The 24,221-nt window shown below is 71.2% G+C and carries 18 protein-coding genes; 11 read left to right on the forward strand and 7 right to left on the reverse strand.

Features of this window, described 5'->3' with window-relative positions; genetic code table 11:
* Positions 1 to 31 precede the first annotated feature (31 nt).
* The 4 genes from ACWIGI_RS36530 to ACWIGI_RS36545 all read left to right on the forward strand — a co-directional run bounded on the left by ACWIGI_RS36530 (position 32) and on the right by ACWIGI_RS36545 (position 6,847).
* On the forward strand, positions 32 to 1,528 hold the full coding sequence (locus tag ACWIGI_RS36530; RefSeq protein WP_454208137.1) for an ABC transporter substrate-binding protein: 1,497 nt from the start codon (positions 32 to 34) through the stop codon (positions 1,526 to 1,528).
* 1,262 nt (positions 1,529 to 2,790) lie between these two features.
* Positions 2,791 to 3,699 (forward strand): ABC transporter permease, encoded by a 909-nt coding sequence (locus tag ACWIGI_RS36535; protein WP_454208138.1) that lies wholly within the window; start codon positions 2,791 to 2,793, stop codon positions 3,697 to 3,699.
* Entirely contained in the window at positions 3,696 to 4,772 is a 1,077-nt protein-coding gene (locus ACWIGI_RS36540; RefSeq protein ID WP_454208139.1) for an ABC transporter permease, read from the forward strand. The genes ACWIGI_RS36535 and ACWIGI_RS36540 overlap by 4 nt, the downstream gene beginning before the upstream one ends.
* Before the next feature lie 146 nt (positions 4,773 to 4,918).
* The gene (locus ACWIGI_RS36545) at positions 4,919 to 6,847 is read left to right on the forward strand and encodes an ABC transporter ATP-binding protein (protein ID WP_454208140.1); all 1,929 of its coding nucleotides are present in this window, start codon (positions 4,919 to 4,921) and stop codon (positions 6,845 to 6,847) included.
* Between the two features lie 167 nt (positions 6,848 to 7,014).
* Here ACWIGI_RS36545 and ACWIGI_RS36550 read toward each other — a convergent pair whose 3' ends face one another.
* Positions 7,015 to 7,761, reverse strand: a complete 747-nt coding sequence (locus tag ACWIGI_RS36550) for a DUF427 domain-containing protein (protein ID WP_454208141.1) — start codon at positions 7,759 to 7,761, stop codon at positions 7,015 to 7,017.
* A gap of 189 nt (positions 7,762 to 7,950) precedes the next feature.
* Here ACWIGI_RS36550 and ACWIGI_RS36555 point away from each other — a divergent pair, with 189 nt between their 5' ends.
* Positions 7,951 to 9,357 (forward strand): amino acid permease, encoded by a 1,407-nt coding sequence (locus tag ACWIGI_RS36555; RefSeq protein WP_454208142.1) that lies wholly within the window; start codon positions 7,951 to 7,953, stop codon positions 9,355 to 9,357.
* 68 nt (positions 9,358 to 9,425) lie between these two features.
* Here the strand turns inward: ACWIGI_RS36555 and ACWIGI_RS36560 are convergent, their stop codons facing one another.
* The 5 genes from ACWIGI_RS36560 to ACWIGI_RS36580 all read right to left on the reverse strand — a co-directional run bounded on the left by ACWIGI_RS36560 (position 9,426) and on the right by ACWIGI_RS36580 (position 15,238).
* Complete coding sequence (locus ACWIGI_RS36560) at positions 9,426 to 10,469, reverse strand: acyl-CoA dehydrogenase family protein (protein ID WP_454208143.1); 1,044 nt, start codon at positions 10,467 to 10,469, stop codon at positions 9,426 to 9,428.
* Positions 10,470 to 10,589: 120 nt separating this feature from the next.
* Positions 10,590 to 11,615 (reverse strand): acyl-CoA dehydrogenase family protein, encoded by a 1,026-nt coding sequence (locus tag ACWIGI_RS36565; protein WP_454208145.1) that lies wholly within the window; start codon positions 11,613 to 11,615, stop codon positions 10,590 to 10,592.
* An 18-nt stretch (positions 11,616 to 11,633) separates the two neighbouring features.
* On the reverse strand, positions 11,634 to 12,764 hold the full coding sequence (locus tag ACWIGI_RS36570) for an acyl-CoA dehydrogenase family protein (RefSeq protein ID WP_454208147.1): 1,131 nt from the start codon (positions 12,762 to 12,764) through the stop codon (positions 11,634 to 11,636).
* Entirely contained in the window at positions 12,765 to 13,673 is a 909-nt protein-coding gene (locus tag ACWIGI_RS36575) for an enoyl-CoA hydratase (protein WP_454208148.1), read from the reverse strand.
* On the reverse strand, positions 13,670 to 15,238 hold the full coding sequence (locus ACWIGI_RS36580; protein ID WP_454208149.1) for a FadD3 family acyl-CoA ligase: 1,569 nt from the start codon (positions 15,236 to 15,238) through the stop codon (positions 13,670 to 13,672). Before ACWIGI_RS36580 ends, ACWIGI_RS36575 begins: the two co-directional genes overlap by 4 nt.
* A 70-nt stretch (positions 15,239 to 15,308) precedes the next feature.
* Here ACWIGI_RS36580 and ACWIGI_RS36585 point away from each other — a divergent pair, with 70 nt between their 5' ends.
* From ACWIGI_RS36585 to ACWIGI_RS36610, 6 genes are all read left to right on the forward strand, one after another.
* A complete protein-coding gene (locus tag ACWIGI_RS36585) occupies positions 15,309 to 16,553 on the forward strand; it encodes an acyl-CoA dehydrogenase family protein (RefSeq protein ID WP_454208195.1) in 1,245 nt (414 codons plus the stop codon).
* Positions 16,550 to 17,344, forward strand: a complete 795-nt coding sequence (locus ACWIGI_RS36590; protein WP_454208150.1) for an SDR family oxidoreductase — start codon at positions 16,550 to 16,552, stop codon at positions 17,342 to 17,344. The genes ACWIGI_RS36585 and ACWIGI_RS36590 overlap by 4 nt, the downstream gene beginning before the upstream one ends.
* Before the next feature lie 120 nt (positions 17,345 to 17,464).
* On the forward strand, positions 17,465 to 18,217 hold the full coding sequence (locus ACWIGI_RS36595) for a hypothetical protein (protein WP_454208152.1): 753 nt from the start codon (positions 17,465 to 17,467) through the stop codon (positions 18,215 to 18,217).
* A 41-nt stretch (positions 18,218 to 18,258) separates the two neighbouring features.
* Entirely contained in the window at positions 18,259 to 18,867 is a 609-nt protein-coding gene (locus ACWIGI_RS36600) for a TetR/AcrR family transcriptional regulator (RefSeq protein WP_454208153.1), read from the forward strand.
* A 118-nt stretch (positions 18,868 to 18,985) separates the two neighbouring features.
* Positions 18,986 to 20,137, forward strand: a complete 1,152-nt coding sequence (locus ACWIGI_RS36605; protein WP_454208196.1) for an acetyl-CoA C-acetyltransferase — start codon at positions 18,986 to 18,988, stop codon at positions 20,135 to 20,137.
* A gap of 193 nt (positions 20,138 to 20,330) precedes the next feature.
* Positions 20,331 to 22,157 (forward strand): multicopper oxidase family protein, encoded by a 1,827-nt coding sequence (locus tag ACWIGI_RS36610; protein ID WP_454208154.1) that lies wholly within the window; start codon positions 20,331 to 20,333, stop codon positions 22,155 to 22,157.
* Between the two features lie 451 nt (positions 22,158 to 22,608).
* Here the strand turns inward: ACWIGI_RS36610 and ACWIGI_RS36615 are convergent, their stop codons facing one another.
* On the reverse strand, positions 22,609 to 23,835 hold the full coding sequence (locus tag ACWIGI_RS36615) for a hypothetical protein (RefSeq protein ID WP_454208155.1): 1,227 nt from the start codon (positions 23,833 to 23,835) through the stop codon (positions 22,609 to 22,611).
* Positions 23,836 to 24,221 lie beyond the last annotated feature (386 nt).

Here is a 24,221-nt window from a genome sequence, read left to right on the forward strand (position 1 = left end):
GAGGCGTCAGCTCTTGCAAGTCGGTGGGGGAGTGGGATTCGCGGCGATGCTCGCCGCGTGCGAGGACGGGGACACCGGACCGGTCGTGATCTCGGGCCCGCCGCAGCCGGGCGGCACCCTGCGCGTCGGCGCGCTCGGGCGGCCGGGCGCGATCAGCCGGGACCCGCACGGCACGCAGGCCAACGAGAGCGACTACCTGATACTCAGCCTGCGCTACGACACCCTCACCGTGCCCGGCAGCGGCGTGCTGACCAAGCCGCGCCTGGCCACGGCGTGGCAGTCCTCGCCCGATCTGCGCACCTGGCGCTTCACCGTGGCGCCCGGTGCGAAGTTCCACGACGGCAGGCCGGTCACCGCCGAGGACGTGGTGTTCTCCCTACGCCGATTACGCGACCTGCCCGCCGGGCCCTCGCGGCTGCCCGGGGTGCGGTCCGAGAGCATCACCGCGGACGGGCCCGGCACCGTGGTGCTGGTCTCGGACTACCCCAATGCCGAACTGCCGCTGTCGACCCGGCTCGCCACCTTCGTGGTCCCCGCCGGCACCACCGACATCGAGAACGCGCCCGGCACCGGGCCTTTCGCCCTGGAATGGTTCCGGGGCGGCAACGCGCGCCTGGTGCGCAATCGCGAATGGTACGGCGGCGAGGTGTATCTCGACGCCATCGAGGTGAGCGTGTTCGAGAGCACGCAGGCCATGGCGACCGCGCTGCTCGCCGGGCAGATCGACCTGGCCTCCAACGCCGGTGCGGTGGCGGCGCGGACGGCACAGGGGCGCAGGGACATCCAGGTGCTGCGCCGGCCGGACGACACGGCCATGCCGATCGTCATGCGCGCGGCGCCGGGCAGTCCCTACGCCGATGCCCGGGTGCGCGAGGCGCTGCGGCTGGCCGTCGACCGCGAGGCGATGGTGGCGCAGACCCTGTCCGGGTACGGGGTGGTCGGCAACGACGTGCTCGGCACCGGTGATCCCGGGTACGCCCGCGCACTGCCGCAGCGCACCCGCGACCTCGACCGGGCCCGGACGCTGCTGGCCCAAGCCGGTTTCGACACCGGCCGGACGTACCGGCTGCACACCACCGAAGACATTGCCGGACTGGCGGAGTCGGCGACCCTGTTCGCCACCCAGGTGCGCGAGGCCGGCGTGCGGATCGAGGTGGTCAAACAGGAGTCCGGGGCGTTCTGGGACGACACCTGGCTGAAGGGCGACCTGTACACCACCTACTGGGGCACCAACGACTCGGTGCTGTTCCTGGCCGGTCGCATCATGCTGACCGACAGCAGCCGCAACGAGGCCGCCTGGCACGATCCCGAGTTCGACGCCGCCTACCAGCGCGCGGTGGGCGCGCCGGATCCGGCCGCCCGCGCGGCGGCCCTGACCGAAGTGCAACGCCTGCAACACGATCGCTCCGGCTACCTGCTCTGGGGCGTGGCCGACGGCATAGACCTGGCCCACACCCGCGTACAGGCCCTCCCCACGGTCCCCGGCTTCGGCCGCGTCCAACTCGAGCGCACATGGCTGGCCCGCTGACCCCCGGCCACCCCGCCGACTCGGCCCCGGCGGAGACCCGCACGTCCCCCGAACCCACCCCGAACGCCCCGAGCGGCACAGAGGATGTGGATTCGCACCCCGGCGGCCGCCCCCGGAAGTCGCTGCACGGCAGCTACTTCGACCACGGCGCCCGATCCACACCCCGCCGCCGGATCCCGATCGAGTCGCCCGAACCCCTTCGGGCGCCGCGCCCGGTACCCGGCGGCACGGTCTTCAGCGGCCGGTCCGAGCTCTGGCTCCGCGACGGAGCCTCCGTTCGGTTACGTCGCGCCGAGCGCGCGCCCGGCCCGGTCGCCCGCCGGCTGCGATGGCCGACGCGCGTCGGCGTCGCCCCGCCCGCACTCCCGCTCCCCGACCGGAACAGCCCCGCCCTCAGCCTGATTCGGCTGTGGGTCCGGCGCATCGCCCGCGGGCCACTATCCCTGCCTGCGCGCAGGACCCGGTGCGCAGAGCGACCACCAACGGACCGGACCGGGTCCGCCGCTCACTTCGCTACGAAGCGGACCGTGCAGGCCCCGGTGGGCGGCAGGTGGTGGCGGGGAGTTTCGCTGTGGCGCCAGGGTTCACGGGAGCGCGAGCGGGTCGTGTCCGACCCGGCTGCGGTCCGAGCGACCGGGTGGCTGAGAGCTTGGCGGGAGAGCGAAGCTGATCGACTCCAGCGGCAGCGCGGCGACTCGGACGAGCCATCTCGAACCGAGCGGGACACGGTAGCTGCCGACGTCACTGTTCGTGTTCGGGATGAATCGGGTGAGCAGCCGGGAGACATCGGTCCGGCCGAGGCCGCCGGGGTGGGTGGCGGTGCGGCGGATGCGACGCGAATGCCGGGCGATCGAGCTGGGGGACCGGTCGGCGAGGGCTCGGCCGGCGACAGCACTCCACCGGATGTGAGTCCGGAGCTCATGGTGGAACAGCCGGTTGCCGGCGATGGTTCGGTGGTCGCGCTCTCGCGGGCGGGGACAGACGATTCGCCCGACGCGGCGTTGTCGAGTTGCGCGTGGGACGGCAGACCGTCTCGGAGCGAGCTTTGGTCCAGCAGGGCGGAAGACGGGTGCGGCACAACGGGTGGCCGGGCGCGAAACAGCGGCGCCGAGAACGTGTTCGGGAGGCTTTCCGGGGTCTGGCTGCGGGGTGGTCGGGCTGGTGTCCGTGTCTTGTTCGGGCGGGCTCGAGGTGGATGTGGGCGGCCGCGGCGGCGGGGGTGGGCCGGGGTCGTGCGGGTGGTGGCGTACGGGGGATCGTTGGTGGCGCGGCGGGTGGCGTTGTTGCTGGGACTGCTCGCGGTGGTTTTCGTCGCGGTGGACTTGTTGCCGGGGGACGCGGCGCTCGCCACCGGGGAGCGGGGGGCCGGGGCGGGGGAGGTGGCCCGGCGGCGAGTGGAGTTGGGGCTGGATCGGCCTGTGGCGGAGCGGTTCTGGGAGTGGATGACCGGGCTGGGGCGGGGGGATCTGGGGGTCTCGGCTCGGGGAGTACCGGTGGTGGAGCTGGTGGGCGGGGCGTTTCCGAACACCCTGCTGCTCGGTGGGGTGGCGCTGGTGCTGACGGGGGCGGGGGCGATCGTGCTCGGGGGATGGGCGGCGGTGCGGGCCGGGGGCGCGGTGGACCGGATCGTGTCGGGGGCGGCGACGGTGGTGCTGGCGCTGCCGGAGTTCGTGGTGGCGGTGGTGCTGGTGCTGGTGTTCGCGCTGTGGACGGGATGGCTGCCCGCGGTGACGATCGCGGGGGCCGACGGGGCGCCCGCGTCCTGGGACATGCTGGTGCTGCCGGTGCTGGCGCTGACCATTCCGCAGATCGGCTGGAACGTGCGGATCGTGCGCGCGGCGCTCGCCGACGAAGCGCGCGAGCCGCACGTGGAAGCCGCTGTGCTGGACGGGCTCTCACCGCACCGGGTGCTGCTGCGGCACGTGCTTCCGGGCGCCCTGCCCGCCATCGTGACCGGGCTGGCCACCTCCACCGGCGTGCTGCTCGGCGGGGCAGTGGCGGTCGAGGTGGTCTTCAACTACCCGGGCATCGGATCGGTACTGGCCTCGGCCGTCGCCGACCGCGACGCCCCGCTCATCGCGGGCGTGACCGCGCTGGCAGGCGCGGCGATCACCCTGGTGCTGCTTTCTGCGGATCTGGTGCGGGACGCACTCTCGGGAGGCGGGCGATGAACAAACCGGAACGGGCGGGCGAGCCTGTCGTGCGGGCGCGGGGGTGGTCGGCCGCGTGGCGGAACCGAACGAGCCGCGGCGGCCCGCCGCGCGAGGTGGGTGGCGAGGTGGGTGGCGAGGTGGGTGGCGAGGTGGGTGGCGAGGTGGGTGGCGAGGTGGGTGGCGAGGTGGGTGGCGAGGTGGGTGGCGAGGTGGGTGGCGCGCCCGGGCCGGACCGGCCGAATGCGGGTCGGCTCGGGTGGCTGCTCGCCGTCCTCGGTCGAGATCGACTGTCCGGTACCGCTGTTCGGCTGGCCCCTGCCGTGCTGTTGATCATCGCAGCGCTGGTGGGCCCGGTGCTCGCGCCGCACGCCATCGACACCCCGGTGACCGGGCCGTACGCGGAGCCGGGTGGGGCGGCGCCGCTCGGCGGGGACGTGCTCGGGCGCGACGTGCTCAGCCGGTTGCTGGCGGGTGGGCGGGACCTGGTCGTCTCCTCGCTCATCGCGGCCGTCCTGGTGACAGGGGTCGCGGCGGTGCTGGGTGCGGTGGGCGCGCTGCGGCCGGGGGTGGGGCGGCTGGTCGACCGGGCCACGGACATGCTGATCCTGTTGCCGTCGGTGCTCGGGCTGCTGCTCATCGCCATGTCGTGGCGCGACGGCGGGCGGCTGGCGATCATCGCGGCGGCGGTGGTGCTCGGGTCGCCGTACGCGGTGCGGCTGGTCTCGGGCGCGGCCGCGCCCGTGGCGGCCTCGGGGTACGTGGAGGCGGCCGCGGCGGGCGGAGAACGGCTGTGGCACCTGGTACTTCGCGAGGTGCTGCCCAATCTGCGGGCGACTCTGCTCGCCCTGTTCGGGCTGCGCTTCGTCGCCGCGGTCTATCTGGTCGCGACCGCCGCCTTCCTGCAGATCGGCCCGCAACCGCCCGCTGCCGACTGGGCGCTGATGATCCGCGAGAACGGCCCCGGCATCCTGCTCAACCCCTGGGCGGTCGTGGCGCCCAGCGTCCTGATCGCCCTGCTCGCCCTGAGCGTGAACCTCGCCGCGGCCGCCCTCGCGCCGCAGGCCGGACGAAAGGCGGTGAGCCCGCAGTGAATTCCGGACCCGAGGATGCGGATCGTGCCGCGGCGGCGGAACGCGATGCGCGGCCGGTTGAACGTCCGAACCGCGACTCCGTCGCGGAACGCGATGCGCGGTCGGTCGAACGTCCGAACCTCGACGATGACGGCGATCGTGCCGACGTGGTGCGCGGGGACCCACCCGGCAGGGCTTCGGACGACGCGTCCGAGCCGGCCGCCGACCCGCCGGCCGAAATCCCCGACCCGATGGTGACTTCGGACCGCGGAAACGCGGCCGACGTCGCCGAACAGCAGGCCGGAAGCGAATTCCCGGCCCCCGTCGTCGCCGTACAGGGTTTGTCCATCGCGGCCGGCGACCGTTTTCTGGTGCGTGAGGCCGGTTTTCGCGTCGAGCCCGGCCGACTGCTGGCACTCACCGGCCCCTCCGGATCGGGGAAGACCACGCTGCTGCGGGCCCTGCTCGGCCTGCTTCCGCCCGAGACCGCCCGCCGCTCGGGCAGTGTGGCGGTGCTGGGCGCGGACGTCTTCGCGCTGACCCCGGACGACCTGCGCGAATTGCGCCGCACCCGCATCGCTTTCGTCGGCCAGGATCCGGGTTCGAGCCTCAACCCGCGCATGCGCGTGCGGACCCTCGTCCGCGAACTCGCGTCCGACCCCGCCGCGGTCGCCCCCCTCCTGCGCGAGGTCCGCCTCCCCGCCGACGCACGCTTCACCGCCCGCCGCCCCGGCGCTCTCTCCGGCGGCCAGCAGCGCCGGGTGGCCCTGGCTCGCGCCCTCGCCCGCCACCCCGACCTGCTCCTGCTGGACGAGCCCACCGCCGGCCTCCACCCGTCCCTGCGCGACGAGATCGGCGACCTCCTGGTCCACCTGGCCCGCGACCGCGCCCTGGCCGTCGTCTTCGCCTGCCACGACACCGATCTCGTGTCCCGCATAGCCGACGACGTCTACGACCTGACCCCGCCCCACCCATCGGGTGTCGGCGCACGCGCGGCGCATACCGGCCGAGCCCCGGACGCGTACGAGGCCCGCGCGCTCGCGAAGGCCACCGAATCAGCGGCGGCAGAAGCGGATTCGATGCCGATACCGGCCGTTTCCATCGCGACCGCGGACGGGGATTCGGCCACGGTGCCAGATGAGGACGGCGACCGGGTGTTCGCTCCCGCGGTCGACCCGTCCAGCTCCCGCGGCGGTGAGGCGGGGTCGCATACGGCTGCCCCGCCCGCGACCGATCCGCTCGGCTCCCGCAGTGACGCGGCGGGGCCGCATGGGGCGGTTCCGGCGGAGAGCTGCGCGGTCACCCCGGGCGCGGAATCGTCCGACTCGCAGTCGGATTCGCTGCTCGCCGTGCGGGGACTGCGCGTGTGGTCCGGTGGAGCGCAGGTGCTGCGGGACATCGACTTCGCGGTCGCGGCCGGCGCTGCGGCGGGGATCGTGGGGCCCTCGGGGGCCGGGAAGACGAGTCTGGTGCGGGCGATGGTGGGCCTGCAGCCCGCGGGGGGCGGGGTGATCGAACTGGCGGGCAGGCCGTTGCGGGCCGCGTCCGCACGGCGAAAGCGGGAGGAGCGCAGGCGGATTCAGCTGGTGCCGCAGAACCCCCTCGGCGCGCTGAACCCCAGCCGGACGGTCGCCGCGACGGTGGGCCGCCCGGTCCTGCTGCACCGCCGCCGCCCCCGGCGCGAGGTACCCGCCCGGGTGGCGGAACTACTCGATCAGGTCGGCCTCGGCGCGGAGTTCGGCGCCCGCTACCCGCACGAACTCTCCGGCGGCCAGCGCCAGCGCGTCTCGATCGCCCGCGCCCTGGCCGCGGACCCGGACATCCTCATCTGCGACGAGGTCACCTCGGCCCTGGACGCCCGGACCGCGACGGCGATCATGGACCTGCTCTCCACCCTCCGCGCCCGCCACACCCTGACCCTGATCCTGATAGCCCACGACCTCCCCCTGATAGCCGCCCACACCGACACGGTCCTGGTCCTGGACGCGGGCCGCCCGGTCGAGTCCGGCCCCACCCCAACGGTTTTCGCCAACCCGTCCCACGAGGTCACCCGCGCCCTACTCGGTGCGCCGACTCCGATCGCGAACCCCGGCTGAATCCCGGGGCGCCCCGACCACCCACGCGGGCCATCGACGGCAGGCGAACACCAACCGCCGCAACGCCGCCGATCCCTACGGTGAAACGGGTGGACGGCCGGGAAATCCGCTCGGGCAGAACCGGTTCCGATCGACAGCGCCGACGTGCCCGGGCCGTATCGCAGCCCTCAGCTGAACGGGGTGTTCGGGCGGGGCTGGAGGACGTCGTCCACGTAGATGTCCACCTTCTCGTTGTAGAAGCAGGCCAGGCCCGCCACCTTCTGGCTTTCGGGCAGGGGCGTGCGGTACAGCCAGACCAGGTCGCGGAACTCGTCCTCGCCCAGGCGGACGTGGCGGTACTCGGCGGTGCCCTTGTACGGGCACTGCGAGCTGGTCGGGGACGGGCGCAGCAGGTCCTGGCGGACGTCGGTCAGGGGGAGGTAGTAGCGGGGCGGCAGGCCGGTTTCGAACAGGATGCGGGCCGAGCGGGAATCGGCGAGCGTCTCGCCGTTCAGCTCCACGCGGATGTGGCGGGAACTGGCGAGGATGTCGACGCGGCTGTACGGATCGCGGGGGTGGACGTAGATCGGCTCGTCCTCCTCGAACCACTCGTCCATGGCCGGAAAATCCAGGCGCACCAGATCACCGAGTTCGGGGGAGTCCAGGTAGCGCACGGCCGCCGCGGGCGCGGTGCCGCTGTCGCCCGCGACATCGAACTCGGTGCCCGCGCCGAGTGTCGGATGCTCGCGCGTCACCCCGGTGGGTTCGAGCTTCGCCCGCAGGTCGGCGACCGGAATGTAGTAGGTCGGGTAGTAGGGGTGCTCCCACACCAGCCGGGACGCGACGGTGTCGGCGACGGGATGACCGCCCAGGTATGCGCGCACCCGCTTGGCGCACGGCTCGACGCGGATCGGCCCGGAATTCGTCTCTGCCATACCCGCCGACGGTACTCCGGCGCGGAAGGGGCAGCCGGGGAAAGGAATTGGGGAGCGCCGGCCGCCGGCGGGCGTACCCCGGCGCGCCAAGCATCTGGTCACTCGACCAGACCCGGGATTTTTGTCGCCTGACCAGCCCCGATATGGTGAGTCCGCAACATTCGAGCAACTTATGAAGAGGACGGTCAGATGTCGGAACCGACCGGCGCGGAGCACGCGGGCCTGCGCACCGGACTGCGTCGTCGCCACATGACCATGCTGGCCATCGGCGGAGCGGTCGGCGCGGGCCTGTTCGTCGGCAGCGGCTCGGTGATCGGAACCGCGGGCCCGGCCGCCATCCTCTCCTACGGCGCCGCCGGTTTGCTGGTGCTGTGCGTCATGCGGGCCCTGGGCGAGATGGTGGTCGCCCGCCCGGTCGCCGGATCGCTCACCGAGTACGCGCGCATGACCATGGGCCCGTTCGCCGGGTTCACCGTCGGCTGGCTCTACTGGTACCTCTACGTCATCCTGGTCGGCGCGGAGGCCGTGGCCGGCGCGGCCATCCTGGCCACCTGGATCGACCTGCCGCAGTGGAGCCTGTCGGCCGGGCTGCTCGTGCTCATGACCGCCGTGAACCTGGTGTCGGTGAAATCGTTCGGCGAGTTCGAATTCTGGTTCGCCTCCATCAAAGTCGTCGCCATCGTGCTGTTCATCGTCATCGGCGCGGCCTGGGTCTTCGGCCTGTGGCCGGACTCCGACGGCGGCTTCGGCAACCTCACCGCGTTCGGCGGCTTCGCGCCCAACGGCATCGGCGGCATCTTCTCGGCCATCGTGGTGGTGCTGTTCGCCTTCGGCGGCACCGAGATCGTGACGGTCGCCGCGGCCGAATCCCGCGAGCCGGGCCAGGCGGTGGCCCGGGCCACGAACAACGTGCTGTGGCGGGTCGGCCTGTTCTACGTAGCCTCGATCTTCCTGGTGGTGACCATCCTGCCGTGGAACGACGCCGAGATCCTGCAGAGCCCGTTCGTCAGCGCGCTGGACCACATTGGCATCCCGGCCGCGGGCACGATCATGCAGGTCGTCATCCTCACCGCGGTGCTGTCGGTCCTCAACTCCGCCATCTACGTCTCCTCCCGCATGCTCTACGTGCTGACCCGCGACGGCGACGCGCCCGCCGCCCTGGTGAAGGTGAACCGGCGCGGCGTCCCCGCCCGCGCGGTGCTGCTCGGCACGGTCGCGGCCTGGGGCGCGGTGATCGCCTCCTACGTGTCCCCCGACCAGGTGTTCACGTTCCTGCTGAACTCGATCGGCGTCATCCTGGCCTACGTCTACGTGGCCATCATGATCTCCCAGCTGCGCCTGCGGGCCCGCCTGCGCCGCGAGGACCCCTCGGCCCTGACCTATCGCATGTGGGGCTACCCCTACCTGAGCTGGCTGGTGATCATCGCGATCGTCGCGGTCTTCGTCGCCATGGCCCGCGTCCCCGAACAGCGCAATCAGCTGCTGGCCTCGACCGCGTCCCTGCTGTTCGTCGCGGCCCTGTACCCCCTGCGCGCCCGCTTCGGCAGCAAGCCCCCGGCCCGCGAGGTGGAGATCCTGCAGCCCGCCTCCCACTGACCCGGAACAGCCGAAAGGCCGGGGCCGCAGCATATGCCGCGGTCCCGGCCTTTCCGGTTCGAAGGTTCCTACGCCGGGCGCGGGAGCGGGCGAGCCGGGGCGCCGAAGAGCTGGGCGTCACCGTGCGCGCGCTTGAAGAACAGATGGGCGTCGTGCTCCCAGGTGATGGCGATGCCGCCGTGCAGCTGCACGGTTTCCGAGACCACCGAGTTCAGCGTGGCGGTCGCGTGCAGCCTGGCGGCCGCGATGTCGACCGGCTCGGCGGTGCCGTTCGCCAGGCCCGAAATCGCCAGGTACGCAATGGAACGCGTGGATTCCACCAGCACGTACATGTCGGCCATGCGGTGCTTGAGCGCCTGGAAGCTGCCGATGGGCCGCCCGAACTGCACCCGCGACTTGCTGTACTCCACTGTCATGTCCAGGCACTGCTCGGCCGCGCCGAGCTGCTCGGCGGTCACCGCGGCCCAGGCGATGTCGCGCAGGCGAGCCACGTCGACCGCGCCCAGCAGCGTGGCGGGCGCCCCGGCGAATTCCACGGTGGTCAGCCGCCGGGTCGGATCCATGGTCGGCACGATCGTGCGGGTCACGCCCGCCGCGTCGTCGTCGACCTCGAACAGGCCCTCGGGCGTCAGCACGAGCAGTGACTGCGCGTGCGCGCCGTCCAGGACGTAATGCGCGGTACCGGTGAGGGTTTCGCCCTCGACGCGGACGCCGAACGAATCCCAGCCGCCGGCACCGGCCCAGCACAGCGCCAGGGTGCGTACACCCTCGGCCACCTCGGGCAGCAGCCGCTCGTTGGCCTCGGCACTGCCTGCCAGCAGCAGGGCCTGCACGCCGAGCACCGCGGAACCGAGCATGGGCGGGGCGGCCAGCGTGCGGCCGAGTTCCTCGACGACCAGCAGCGATTCCACCAGCCCGACGCCGACGCCGCCGAACTCCTCCGGAACGGCGAGCGCCGCGACGCCCACCTGTTCGCACAGCAGCTTCCAGAGCTGTTCGTCGTACCCGCGCTCGCCGTCGAGCCCGCGCCGCATGGCCGCGCTGTCCCCGTGCTTGGCCAGCACGGCGCGCACGGTCGTGACGAGTTCTTGCTGCTCAGCCGTGATGCTCATGCGTCGGCTCCGATCCTGTCCAGGTAGGTGATGACTGTGCTGCCGTGGCGTGCGGCGGTCGGGCGGTGGCCGCCGCGGCCGAAACCGCCCGCGGCACCGGCACGTTCCCGCCGCGCGAACTCACGCGGCGGCTTCGGGTGCGCCGGCGCGCAGGGCCGCGGCGATGCGGGCGCGGTGCAGATCCGGTGTGCCCCAGGCCGAACGCAGCGCGTTGACCTTGGTCAGCCACAGCGACAGATCGCACTCGGCGGTGTAGCCGATGGCGCCGTGCACCTGCAGCCCGATCCGGGCGGCCTGGTACGCGGCCTCCCCGGCGGCCAGCTTGGCGGCGGAGATGTCGCGGGCGCGAACGCCGGCCTCGGCCCCGTCCTGCAGGGTCAGCGCGGCGCGGTAGAGCAGCGGCTGCGCCATCTCGAGCCCGATCATGACGTTGGCCAGGTGATGCTTGATGGCCTGGTACTGCCCGATCGGCTTACCGAACTGCTGGCGCTGCTTCACGTACTCGACGCTGGTGTCCAGCAGCGCCCGGCCCGCGCCCAGCAGCTGCGCGGCCGCGGCGAGCGCGCCGGTGTCGAAGGCGAGCGCGATGGCCGCGGCCACCCCCTCGCCCTCGGCGAGCACGTCGTCCCCGGTCAGCGGGAACAGGCGGCGGGCCGCGTCCACCGAGCGGACGAGTTCGCCCGCGCTCGCCAGCACGACCCGGTCACCCGAGGCGACCAGGCGCAGATCGGCGACATCGGCGTCCACCGCCACCGCCGCGCCCTGATCGGGCAGCGCGATGGTGCCGAGCTTGGACCCTTCGGCGAAGTCCGGCAGCCATTCCGAGGCCGGTCCACCGTCCGGAAGCGCCTGCAGCAGTGCGGGAATCGCGGCGGCGGTCTCGATCAGCGGCCCAGGCGCCGCGGCCCGGCCGATCTCGGTGAAGGCCACGATCAGTTCCACCGGGCCGGCGCCGAAGCCGCCGTTCTCCTCGGTGACGGTCAGGCCGAGCGCACCGGCCTCGGCCAGCTGCCGGATGAGCGCGAGCCCGGCGGCGTGCTCGCCCTCGCCCCACGCGCGCACCACGGCGGGGGTCTTGGCGGCCTCGCCCATCTTGCGCAGGCTGGCGGCGAAATCGATCTGTTCTGCGGTCAATGCGAAGCGCATGTCGGTTCCTCCGTGGTTCTAGCGCGGCAGGCCGAGCAGGCGTTCGGCGATGATGTTTCGCTGGATCTCGTTGGTGCCCGCGTAGATCGGGCCCGCCAGCGAGAAGAGGTAGCCGTCCGTCCACTCCGATTCCTGCTCGGCGGCGGCGCCCAGGATGTCCAGCGCGGTTTCGTGCATGGCGATGTCCAGATCGGACCAGAACACCTTGTTCACCGAGGACTCCGCGCCCAGCTGGCCGCCGTCGGCGAGCCGGGTGACGGTGGCCCAGGTGTTCAGCCGGTACGCCTCGGCGCCGACCCACGCGTCCACGACGCTGTTGCGCACCGCGGTGTCGGACTCGTCGGTGGTGGCGCGCCACAGCTCGATGAGCTTGGCGGCGGTGGCGTTGAACCGGCCCGGTGCGCGCAGCGAGAGGCCGCGCTCGTTGCTCGAGGTCGCCATGGCGACCTTCCAGCCGTTGTTGGCCTCGCCGATCACGTCGGCGTCCGGCACGAAGACGTTGTCCAGGAAGATCTCCGCGAACCCGGGCTCGCCGTCCAGCTGCGGGATCGGGCGCACGGTGACGCCCTCGGCCGTCAGCGGGAACATGAGGTAGGTCAAACCCTTGTGGCGCTGCGCCTCCGGGTCGCTGCGGAACAGTCCGAAGCCCCAATCCGCGTACGAGGCACGCGAACTCCAGGTCTTCTGGCCGTTGAGGATCCAGCCGCCCTCGGTGCGCTTGGCGCTCGAGCGGATACCGGCGAGATCGCTACCGGCTTCCGGCTCGGACCACGCCTGCGCCCAGATGTCGTCCGCGCGCGCCATTCTCGGCAGAATGCGGGCGAGCTGCTCGGGTGAACCGTGCTCGAACAGCGTCGGGGCCAGCAGGAAGATGCCGTTCTGCGACACGCGGCCGGGCGCTCCGGAGGCGTAGTACTCCTCCTCGAAGATCACCCATTCGGTCAGCGAGGCGTCCCGGCCGCCGTATTCGGCGGGCCAGGCCACACAGGAGAGCCGGGCATCGGCCAGCGTGGCCTCCCACTCGCGATGCGCCTCGAACCCCGCGGCGGTGTCCATGGACGGCAGGGGAGCGGCGGGCACGTTGGCGGCCAGGAACTCCCGGACCTCCTGCCGGAAAGCCGCTGTCCTGTCGTCGAATTCGAGATCCACTTACTTCGCCCCGTTCCTCTCCGCGTCGGCCGTGGCCGTGGCGGTGTTCTTCATAGACTTGGCATTCATGCCGCCGAGCGAATCCGCTCCGACCTCGGCGTTGTGGGCGTGCGCGAAATGGTGCAGGCCGAAGACCGAATCCATGCCCGCGCGCATCCCCATGAGGTCCTCGCACTGATTGACGGCCTTCTTGGTCAGCGCCAACCCGAATTGCGGCATGGCCGAGATCTTCTCGGCCAGCGCGAACGTCTCGGTCTCCAGGTTCTCGCGCTCGACGACGCGATTCACCATGCCCCACTCGTACGCCTGCGCGGCGGAGAAGCGGTCACCGGTGAACAGGATCTCCTTGGCCCGGCGCGGGCCGAGCATCCACGGGTGCGCGAAGTACTCCACGCCCGGAATACCCATGCGCACCACGGGATCGGAGAAGAAGGCGTCCTCCGAGGCGACGATCATGTCGCAGGACCAGGCCAGCATGAGCGCGCCCGCGATGCACGCGCCCTGCACCATGGCGATGGTCGGCTTGGGAATCTCGCGCCAGCGCCGGCACATGCCCAGGTAGACCTCGGTCTCGCGGGCGAAGCGCTGATCGCCGCCGGGCCGGTCGGTGTGGTCCCACCACAGCGCGGCCTGGTTCTCGTACCGGACGTGGTGATCGCGGCCCGGCGTGCCGATGTCGTGCCCGGCGCTGAAATGCTTTCCGGCCCCGGCCAGGACGATCACCTTGACCTCGGCGTCCTCGACCGCGCGCACGAAGGCGGCGTCCAGGGCGTAGGTCATCACGGAGTTCTGGGCGTTGCGGTAGTCCGGGCGATTCAGCGTGACGACCGCGATCGGCCCGCGCTTCTCGTAGAGGACGACCTCGCCCTCGTCGGGGATGGGCCCCGGCGCGGAATCGGTGGCGCTCACGCGTTCTCCTCACGTAGTTGCCGCTTGAGGACCTTGCCGGCGGCGCTGTAGGGCAGCTGGTCGCGGAACTCCACGAACCGCGGCACCTTGAAATTGGCGAGCAGCGTCTTGGCATGCGCCAGAACGTCGTCGGCGGACAGCTCCGCACCCGGCTTGCGGACCACGTAGACCTTGCCGACCTCGCCCATGCGCTCGTCCGGCACCCCGATGACCGCGGTTTCGGCGACCCCGGCCAGCCGCGCCATGGCCTGCTCGACCTCGGCGGGGTAGACGTTGAAGCCGCCGGAGATGTACATGTCCTTGAGCCGGTCGGTGACCTTCATGTACCCGCGCTCGTCGATCACCGCGACGTCGCCGGTGTGCAGCCAGCCGTCGTTGTCGATGGTGTCGGCGGTGGCCTGCTCGTCCTCGAGGTAGCCGAGCATGATCTGCGAACTGCGCAGCAGCAGTTCGCCGTTGTCGGCCAGTTTGATCTCGAAGCCGTCGATGGCGCGGCCGCAGGTGTTGGCGATGGTCTCGGCGGAATCCTCGGGGCGGCACATGGTTCCGAAGCCACCGGACTCGGTCTGCCCGTACGCGGTCAGCACCACGTCGAAGTCCAGCTCGTCGCGCATGCGCTCGATGAGCACGACCGGCACGGTGGCCGCGCCGGTGACCGCCACGCGCAGCGACGACAGATCGGCGGTGGCCCGGGCGGGGTGTTCGAGGATGGTCTGGAAGATGGTCGGCGGGCCGGTCAGCACGGTGATGGCCTCGGCGGCGATCAGGCGCATGGTCTCGGGCACGTCGAAGGTGATCTGCGGGACGATGCTCGCGCCGGTGACCAGCGAGGCGAGAATGCCCGCCTTGTAACCGAAGCTGTGGAAGAACGGCGGCACGACCAGGTAGCGATCCTGCTGGTTCAGCGTCGCGCAGTCGGCCCAGGCGCGGGCGCTGGTGAGCGCGCGGGTGTGCGGAATGAGCACGCCCTTGCTGCGGCCGGTGGTGCCGGAGGTGAACAGGATGTCCGAGACGTCGTCCGGCTGTACCGATTCCGCGCGCGCGATGGCGTCGGCGAGGGTGACGGCCTCGGCCAGCTTCGGCAATTCCGCCCAGGCGATGGCGTTCTCGACAGCGGCGTCCCGGTCACCGGGAATGACGATGACGGTGTCTATGGCGAGTTCGGGTGCGTCGGCGCGCAATTCGGCCAGGCGGTCGCGGCCCAGGAATTCCCCGACGATGAACAGCGCCTTGGCCCGGACCCGGCCCAGCACGTCGGCGGCCTCGTCGGCCACGTACCGGGTGTTGAGCGGCACGATCACCGCGCCCACGTAATGGGTGGCCAGGACCGCGGTGATCCAGTGGTGGGTGTTGGGAGCCCAGATGCCGACGCGGTCGCCGCGTTCGACGCCCTGCGCGATCAGCACGCGCGCGGTCTCACGGACCGAGTCGAGCAGTTGTGCCCAGCTCAGCCGCACCGCGCCGTCGGTGACGGCGGGTGCGGAACCGTACGCCTCGGCTGCGGCGTGCAGCGCCAGGGGTGTGGTCTGCGGCAGCGAAGACGCGGTCTGCGGTGGGGATGTCACGGGGGCTCCGAACGTCCGGGAATGGGTCTAACAAAGCAAGTGCTTGGTAGGTTACTCTACGGGGGTGAGCATGATCCAGACCCCCGAACCGGCCAGCGGGATCACGGTTGGCCGTGAATCGCGCGAGGACGCCGAATTCCGCACCGAGGTGCGGGAATGGCTGGCCGAGAACCTGAACGGACAGTTCCGTGAACTGCGCGGTCTGGGTGGTCCCGGGCGCGAGCACGAGGCCTTCGAGGAGCGTCTCGAATGGGACCGCGCCCTGGCCGCCGCCGGACTCACCTGCCTCGGCTGGCCCAAGGAGTGGGGCGGCCGCGACGCCACCCTCGCCCAGCAGGTCATCTTCCACGAGGAATACGCCAAGGCCGACGCGCCCAGCCGCGTGTCGCACCTGGGTGAGGAACTGCTCGGCCCGACCGTGCTGGCCTTCGGCACCGAAGAGCAGAAGAAGCGCTTCCTGCCCGGCATCCGCAACGTCACCGAGCTGTGGTGCCAGGGCTATTCCGAACCCGGCGCGGGCTCCGACCTGGCCGCGGTCAGCACCTCCGCGTACCTGGACGGCGACGAGTGGTCGATCACCGGGCAGAAGGTGTGGACCTCGCTCGCGCACCTGTCCGACTGGTGCTTCGTCGTCGCGCGCACGGAGAAGGGATCGAGCAGGCACAAGGGCCTGTCCTATCTCCTGGTGCCGATGAATCAGCCCGGCGTCGAGGTCCGGCCGATCATCCAGCTCACCGGGACCGCGGAATTCAACGAGGTCTACTTCGACAACGCCCGCACCGCCGCCGATCTCGTGGTCGGTAAGCCCGGCGACGGCTGGGCCGTCGCGATGGGCACGCTCACCTTCGAGCGCGGCATCTCCACCGTCGGCCAGCAGATCCGCTACGCCCGCGAACTCGCCGACCTCGAGGCCGTCGCCGCGAAGACCGGCGCGCTCGGCGACGCGGTGATCGCCGACCGGTTCGACCGGGCGTGGGTGGGCCTGCGCGTGCTGCGCGCCCACGTGCTGCGCACCCTCGAATCCGGGCACGACGGCGCCACCGTGGACGCCCGCACCGCCGCCGGTTCGGCGTCGGTCACCAAGCTGCTGTGGGCCAACTGGCATCGCGATCTGGGCGAGCTGGCCATGGACGTGCTCGGCGCGCCCGGCCTGATCGCCGACGCCGTCGACCACGACGGCAAGTCCGATCTCAATGCCTGGCAACGGCTTTTCCTCTTCACTCGCGCGGACACCATCTACGGCGGTTCGAACGAGGTTCAGCGCAACATCATCTCCGAGCGGGTGCTCGGACTTCCCCGAGAGGCTCGTCCGTGACTGATCTGTCCACCGCTCCCGAGATCACCCCGGGCCACAATCTGCTCGCCGGCAAGGTCGCGGTCGTGACCGCCGCCGCGGGCACCGGCATCGGCTCGGCCACCGCGCGCCGGCTGCTGTCCGAGGGCGCCGACGTCGTCGTCTCCGACTGGCACGAGCGCCGGCTGAAGGAGACCGCCGAGGCCCTCGCCGCCGAATTCCCGGACCGCCGAATCGCTTCCGTGCCCTGCGACGTGAGCTCGACCGAACAGGTCGATCAGCTGATCGAGGGTGCGGTCGCGGCCCTGGGCCGGATCGACATCATGGTCAACAACGCCGGGCTCGGCGGTGAGACCCCCGTCGTCGACATGACCGACGAGCAGTGGGACAAGGTCATCGACATCACGCTGAACGGCACCTTCCGGGCCACCCGCGCGGTGCTGAAGTACTTCCGCGAGGCGGGACACGGCGGCGTGATCGTCAACAACGCGAGCGTGCTGGGCTGGCGCGCGCAGCACGGGCAGGCGCACTACGCCGCCGCGAAGGCCGGCGTCATGGCGCTGACCCGCTGCTCGGCCGTGGAGGCCGCCGAATACGGCGTGCGGATCAACGCGGTCGCCCCGTCCATCGCCCGGCACGCGTTCCTGGACAAGGTCACCTCCGGGGATCTGCTCGATCGCCTGGCCGCCGGTGAGGCGTTCGGCCGCGCGGCCGAGCCGTGGGAGGTCGCCGCGACCATCGCCATGCTCGCCAGCGACTACACCACCTACCTGACCGGTGAGGTCGTCTCCATCTCGAGCCAGCGCGCCTGAGCAATTCCCGCGCGCGGGTCGGCTGACGAACCATCCGCGGAAAAAATATTGTGGCGCTACCCCCTTACGGCTGTGTAATCCTGGTTTAGGCCGGTTCCGCATAGTCGAAGGGCACGACCCATGGGTCCGGAACGCCAACCAGAAGCACTGACCGAACGTGTACGCGAATTGGAACTCGAGCTCGTTCTCGAGGTTGTACTCGCGCGCCGAAGACTCGACAACATCGTCATGGCCGCGCTCGCACTGGGCGCGGAATTGCTCGAGCACGAATCCGCCGGCGCGACCGCGACGCGCGCCGCGCAGATTCTCCGGCAACATGCCGTGGACGAAGGGGAAATCTCCCGCGATCCGCGGGCCGCGTTGCGCCGGGACGTGATTCGCGATCGGGAACGCGCCCGGCGTATCGAATCGACCAGGGAAACGCTGAACGGCATCTCCGAGGACGAACTGCGCCGCCGCAGGCGGACCGCGCTGCTGTGCGAGGTCCGGTCCGATCTGCTCGCGGTGGTGCGCGAGTGCCGGCGGCTGCGTTTCGATCACACGGCCTTCACCGACGGCATCGCGCGGGGCCTGTGCGCCGCCACGGACAAACTTGTCGCCGGCGCGGATATGGAGACCTATCGGGCCTGGCAGCGCGGAATGGTGCTCAAACTCAGCGAGGAGGAGGGCGACGACGCGCACCCGCCGCGGGTGCTGGCCACGGTCGACGCCGGGCCGGGCCGCGAGCCGATCGTCGTCGAGTGGGACAGTCCCGAACGCCGCTTGGCCCTGGTCGCGCGTCTGGCCCGGGCCGGGGTTTCACCGGTGGTGATCTGCGATCGATTGCTGGCCGATCTATCCGTTTCCTCGCCGCTGCGGTATTCGGTGCGCTGACCCCCCTCGACCAAGCAAATGCTTGGTTGTATATTGGGCTCGTGACCCCACCATCGGAGCCCTCGAAGTCTGCTCGCCGCAGCGAGCTGCTCAGCCTGGCCGCCAACCTCTTCGCCGAGCGAGGACTGCGCGCCACCACGGTTCGCGATATCGCCGATGCCGCGGGGATTCTATCCGGCAGTCTCTACCACCACTTCGATTCCAAGGAAGCCATGGTGGACGAGATCCTGCGCGGCTTCCTCGACGACCTGTTCGGGCGCTACCGCGAGATCGTGGCGTCCGGGCTGGGCGCGCGGGACACCCTCGAGGCCCTGGTGCTCGCGTCGTACGAGTCCTTCGATCAATGGCACGCCGCGGTCGCCATCTACCAGGCCGAAGCCAAACGCCTCAGTGGCGCAGCGCCATTCGGCTATATCGACGAGTACAACAAGGAATTCCGCGAACTCTGGCACCAGGTGCTCGCCAATGGCGTGGCCGACGGCAGTTTCCGCGCGGAAATGGATATCGAACTCGCATACCGCTTCCTGCGCGACACCGTGTGGGTTTCGGTGCGGTGGTATCAGCCGGGCGGGCGCATCACCGTCGACGCCCTGGCCAAGCAGTACCTCACCATCGTGCTCGACGGACTCACCAATCCAGAAGCCCGATAACAGCTTTCGATCCCATCGGATCTGCATCGGGCTCGCGCCCGACCGGTGAAAAATTACAGCCCGCAGTTAGCAGTAGGAGTTCACGATGTCTGCACCGTCCCGTCGCCAGTATTCGCCGATGCGGGAGGCGTATGTGATCGACGCCGTCCGCACGCCCGTCGGCAAGCGTGGCGGGTCGCTCGCCGCCGTGCACCCCGCGGACCTGGGCGCCGCCGCGCTGCGCGGGCTGATGGGCCGCAACAGCATCGACCCGGTGCACGTCGACGACGTGGTGTTCGGCTGCTGCGACACCATCGGGCCGCAGGCGGGCAACATCGCGCGCACCGCCTGGCTCGCCGCGGGCTACCCGGAATCGGTGCCCGGGGTGACCGTCGACCGGCAGTGCGGCTCCTCGCAGCAGGCCATCACCTTCGCGGCGCAGGCCATCATGTCCGGCACGTCGGAGGTCATCGTGGCCGGCGGCATCCAGAACATGAGCGCCATCCCGATCTCCTCGGCCATGCTCGCGGGCCAGCAGTACGGCTTCGAATCGCCCTTCGTCGGGGCGCAGGGCTGGGACCACCGCTACGGCACCGGTGAAGTGTCGCAGTTCAATTCGGCCCACATGATCGCCGAGAAGTGGGACATCTCCCGGGTGGACATGGAGGAGTGGGCGCTGCGCAGCAACGAGCGCGCCCGCAAGGCCATCGTCGACGGCCGCTTCGATCGCGAGATCGTCGGGGTCGGCGACTTCTTCATCGACGAATGCCCGCGTGAGACCACCATGGAGAAGATGGCCGGGCTCAAGCCGCTCGCCGAGGGCAGCCGGGTCACCGCCGCGCTCGCCAGCCAGATCTCCGACGGCTCGGCGGCCACGCTGCTGGCCTCGGACTGGGCGGTCCAGGAGTACGGGCTCACCCCGCGCGCCCGCATCCACCACGTGAGCGCGCGCGGCGCCGACCCGATCTACATGCTCACCGCGCCGATCCCGGCCACCAAGTGGGCGCTGGAGAAGACCGGGCTGACCATCGACGACATGGACGTCATCGAGATCAACGAGGCGTTCGCCTCGGTCGTGCTGGCCTGGATCAAGGAGACCGGCGCGGACCCGAACAAGGTCAACGTCAACGGCGGGGCCATCGCGCTGGGCCACCCGCTCGGCGCGACCGGGGCCAAGCTGTTCGCCTCGCTGCTCAACGAGCTCGAGCGGGTGAACGGGCGCTACGGCTTGCTCACCATCTGCGAGGGCGGCGGTACCGCCAACGTCACGATCATCGAGCGCCTGGGCTGACCCGAGCGGCTCGTGCGAGCCGAGTTCGCTTGGGGCGCAGCGTTTACGCCGCGCCCCACGAGGCCGCATCCCGCCCGCCGGGATGCGGCCTCGCGCATTTCCGGGCACGATCCGGCGTTCGAGCGGAGAATCGGGGGTAGTCGAAGAAACGGACGCACCCGGCACCCGCCGGCCCGGCGAATCTGTGTGAGCTATGAGCGCTGACCTGCCACGACGCGGGTTCCTCCTGGGGACCCTCGGTATTCTCGGAGCCGGTTTCACGGCCGGGGCGGGCGCGGATCCGGTACCGCTGCCCCCGGCGCCGCTACCGCTGCCGCCGTTGCCCGCGCTGCCGGTGACGCCGTTCAACTACCATTCGCCGGCGCTCGAACCGTTCGCGGACGAGCTGCCGATCCCCGAAACGCGGCCCGCCGCCGGGCAACTGAGCGCGAGCGCCGGGTCGCACAGCTACCACCGGGATCTACCGGCGGCGCGCAGCTGGGGATTCGATCGGCCGGTGCTGGGGCCGACGCTGGAAGCCCGGCGAGATCGCGAGTCGCGCATCGGTTTCCACAACAACCTCGGGGAGCACGTGCTCGCGCAGCACGTCGACCTCACCATGCACGGCACGACCGAACTGGACCGCACCGACCCGCGGTTCACCATCCACCTGCACGGCGGGCCCAATACCCCTGCGGCGGACGGGCATCCGCTCATCGGCTGGCGGAACGGCGGTGCGCCCACCTTCGTGTACGGCAATCGGCAGGAGGCTGCGGGGCTCTGGTATCACGACCACGTCATGGGCATCACGCGGTTGAACATCCAGGCCGGGCTGGCCGGGATGTATTACGTGCGAGACGAATTCGACACCGGTGCGGTGGACAACCCGCTGGGGCTGCCCAGCGGCGAGTTCGAGGTACCGCTCATCGTGCAGGATCGCACGTTCAACGCCGACGGCACCGTGCAGCCGATGGTCGGGATCTATATTCCGCAGGGCTACAACCAATCCGGTCAGCTCGGGGACACCGCGTGCGTCAACGGGAAGGTCTGGCCGCGACTGACGGTGCGCCGCACGCTCTACCGGTTCCGGGTGCTGAACGGCTCGAACTCGCGGCCGTACATCCTCGGGTTCGAGGGCGGGCTGCCGTTCTGGGTGATCGGCGGCGATCTGGGACTGCTGGACGCGCCGGTGCCCACCGTGGCTGTCCGGGTCAGCCCGGGGGAGCGGGTGGATCTGCTCGTCGATTTCGGGGCGCTGCCGGACGGGACGGTCGCGGATCTGATCAACACGGCCCTCAACGACTTCGGCAATACCGTGTTCATGGTGCCCGAGGTGCGCCGGATCATGCGGTTCACTGTTTCCGGGCCCGGGCCGCCCGCGCGGGTGCCGGCCCGGCTGCGCGGCGGGGACGGGCTGCCCGAGCCGCTCCCGCCGCTCGAACCGGCCGAACGGGTTCGCACCATGACGTTGATCGGGCTCAACGACGACGCGCGGTCCGCGGCGGTGTTCCCGACCATGATGGCGCTGAACAACCTGCCGTTCCTGACCGCCGATGTCGACGTGGCGCGCGCGGGCACGGTCGAGCAGTGGGACATCGTGAACGCCACGCCCTTCGATCACCCCGTGCACCTGCATCTGGCGCGCATCCGGGTGCTGTCGCGGCAGCCGATTCTCACCCAGGCGTACTGGCTGCGTAATCCGCCGCCGGCCTTCGGCACCCGGTGGCAGCCCACGGCCGACCCGTACGCGTTCGGGCCGCCGCAGGCGCCGCCGCCGTGGGAGACGGGGTGGAAGGACACCGTGGAGTGCCCGACCGACACGATCACCCGGATCGCGGTGCACTGGCCCTCGATCGCCGAACTGGGCTTCGATCCCGATGCGGTGGTGCCGATTCCCGCTGGGGCGGAAGCGATGTCGCCGCACGGTGCGCACGGGGCGGGACACGGCGGGCACGGGGAGATTCGAGGGTACGTCTGGCACTGCCACAACCTCGATCACGCGGATCACGACATGATGCAGCAGATTCGGGTTACCAGCTGAGGGTGAGTCGACGCCGCCGCCAGGCCCGCGCCGACGGCAAGATGCCGGGCGGGGTGAGGCTGGACCGGCGGCAAGGACCTGTCGTGGGATCCGCTTCGCGCGTGGGTGCCGACCGGAGCCGCTGGGCGTGCGGCGGATCGAAGTCTCCGCGTTTCCACAGAGCCGCCGGTCTGCGGGGAATCGATTTCCGGGGTCGGGTCTGTCGCCCGTGGTGAAGGTCGATTTCGCGATCGGAGGGGGGTCGTTGTGCGGGATCTGCTGCGAGTTCGCGAGAACCGCGCTCACCGCCGGACGCGGCTCGCGGCACCGGGTGGGGCGCCGCGCGCGGGCCGTTGCCCAGGCCGACACGGCGCGCGCGGCAACGGTCGGAGCGCCGCGTCGCCGGCCCGGGCGGGTGCATCCGTTTTGCCGGATGTTCGGTGTGCGCGGCGGGGGAGTGGCTATCGAACAGCTAGTTAGCCGTGCTCGTGGCTGCGGGGCGGCGATCCGCGGAGCCGGATTCCCGGCGGCGTAGCCACTCGCGCGCCAACCGTGGTAGCCAGGGCGCAAGCGCGCCGAGACCGAGCACGGTGAGCCAGGGCAGGCGCCACCACCACGGCAGCCCCTCGGCCCGGGCCGGCTGCGCCTCGGCGGTGATGGTCCGGGCCGTGGCGGACCAGACCACGAAGGCGTCGCCGATGGGGACCAGGCCGAACGCGTAGCGCTTGCTGCTCGGCAGGGTCAGCGGCAGCCCGAGCAGTTCGCCCGCCGAACCCAGTGCGGTGGCCAGTGATTCGTCGCCGTTGACCCGGGCCGCGCCCTGCGCGACCACCGTCGCGGACAGGCTCACCCCGGCGACCAAGGGGCCGGAGTCGACGTCGCCGCTGCCGGAGACCCCGTGCGGATACTCGCGCAGCGCCGGGCCGAACCCGCCCGGGAAGGCGAGGAAGGCGTCGCGGTAGCGCGGGTACTGCTCGGCCGCGGTGGCGGCGTCGATCTCGGGCAGGAAGCGCTGGATCACCGCCTGCGACGTGGCACGCGCGCCCTGCAGCGGCGTGCCGTCGGCCGCGGACACCCGGTGCGGCAGCAGTCCGGTTGCGGGGTCGAGCCGGTCGCGCGCGGCGCTCAGCCAGCGTGCCACCTCGGTGCCGAACCGGGGCGTGAACAGGGTGTCGTGCAGGCGCAGCGCCGCGATCGCGACCGTGGAGTCGACGGGCCACGCCTGCCCCGGATAGGCCTGCAGGAACGGCGTGTCCGAGGCCGCGAACGCCGCCGCGATCTCCGCGGTCCCCGTCGCGAACCGCTCGACCTCCGCCGCGTCCCCCGTACCGCCGAGCGCGAGGATGCCCCCGCGCAGCCAGTTGGTCCATCCCGCCCAGAAGATCCCGTACGCGGGCCGCAGTCCCGGACTGAAAACCTCGCGCCCCCGCTCGGATTCGACCCTCCCGAGCGCCCACCGAGCCTCCCGCAGCGCCTCGTCCCGAACCCTCGGGTCGGCCAGCCCCACCTGCACCCAGGCCAGCCCGTACAACGCGTTGGCGAAGTAGTACCCCTCCGGAAACTGCCCCTGCGCCGCGAGGTCCGCCCCCTCCTCGATGGCCCCCCGCACGAAAGCCAGCTGCCGCCAAGCACCCCCCGGCTGCTCCTCGACCCCCGCCTGCGGCCACAGAAATCGCCCCGCCCCCACCAGAAATAGCACGCTGACAACAATCCCCACCCCGCGCAATCCCCACCGCCGGATCCCCACCCGTTCCCCCATCTCCACCCTCCCGTGTCCCGCCCATAATGCCCGACCCGCGCCACTGTCCGCCGCGATGACGCCTGCCCGAGCACCGGTGCCACGCGTAGTCCAGCATCCGATGCGCGGGGAAGAGCCCGCGCTACTTGCCGTTTCGCACCCGTGCTGATGCCGGGGAACGAAGAGGTTTGGGGGATTCGGGCGGGTTGGGGTGCGAGGTTGGCGAGTGTGGGGGCAGGGCGGGGTGAGTGGGGGAGGCTTGGAAGGGAGAAGGGTTGGGGGCGAGAGGGGGTCGGGTGGGAGGTCTGGGGCGGTTCGAGGAGATCGGGCGGAAGGCGCGGCGGGTG

This window comes from Nocardia sp. NPDC055321 (assembly GCF_053645575.1).

Bases quoted from the DNA above. Each gene is read 5' to 3' on its own strand.
- ACWIGI_RS36610 (WP_454208154.1), top strand. From the start codon at position 20,331: ATGAGCGCTGACCTGCCACGACGCGGGTTCCTCCTGGGGACCCTCGGT.
- ACWIGI_RS36540 (WP_454208139.1), top strand. From the start codon at position 3,696: ATGAACAAACCGGAACGGGCGGGCGAGCCTGTCGTGCGGGCGCGGGGG.
- ACWIGI_RS36550 (WP_454208141.1), bottom strand. From the start codon at position 7,761: ATGGCAGAGACGAATTCCGGGCCGATCCGCGTCGAGCCGTGCGCCAAG.
- ACWIGI_RS36555 (WP_454208142.1), top strand. From the start codon at position 7,951: ATGTCGGAACCGACCGGCGCGGAGCACGCGGGCCTGCGCACCGGACTG.
- ACWIGI_RS36605 (WP_454208196.1), top strand. From the start codon at position 18,986: ATGCGGGAGGCGTATGTGATCGACGCCGTCCGCACGCCCGTCGGCAAG.
- ACWIGI_RS36585 (WP_454208195.1), top strand. From the start codon at position 15,309: ATGATCCAGACCCCCGAACCGGCCAGCGGGATCACGGTTGGCCGTGAA.
- ACWIGI_RS36560 (WP_454208143.1), bottom strand. From the start codon at position 10,469: ATGAGCATCACGGCTGAGCAGCAAGAACTCGTCACGACCGTGCGCGCC.
- ACWIGI_RS36565 (WP_454208145.1), bottom strand. From the start codon at position 11,615: ATGCGCTTCGCATTGACCGCAGAACAGATCGATTTCGCCGCCAGCCTG.
- ACWIGI_RS36595 (WP_454208152.1), top strand. From the start codon at position 17,465: ATGGGTCCGGAACGCCAACCAGAAGCACTGACCGAACGTGTACGCGAA.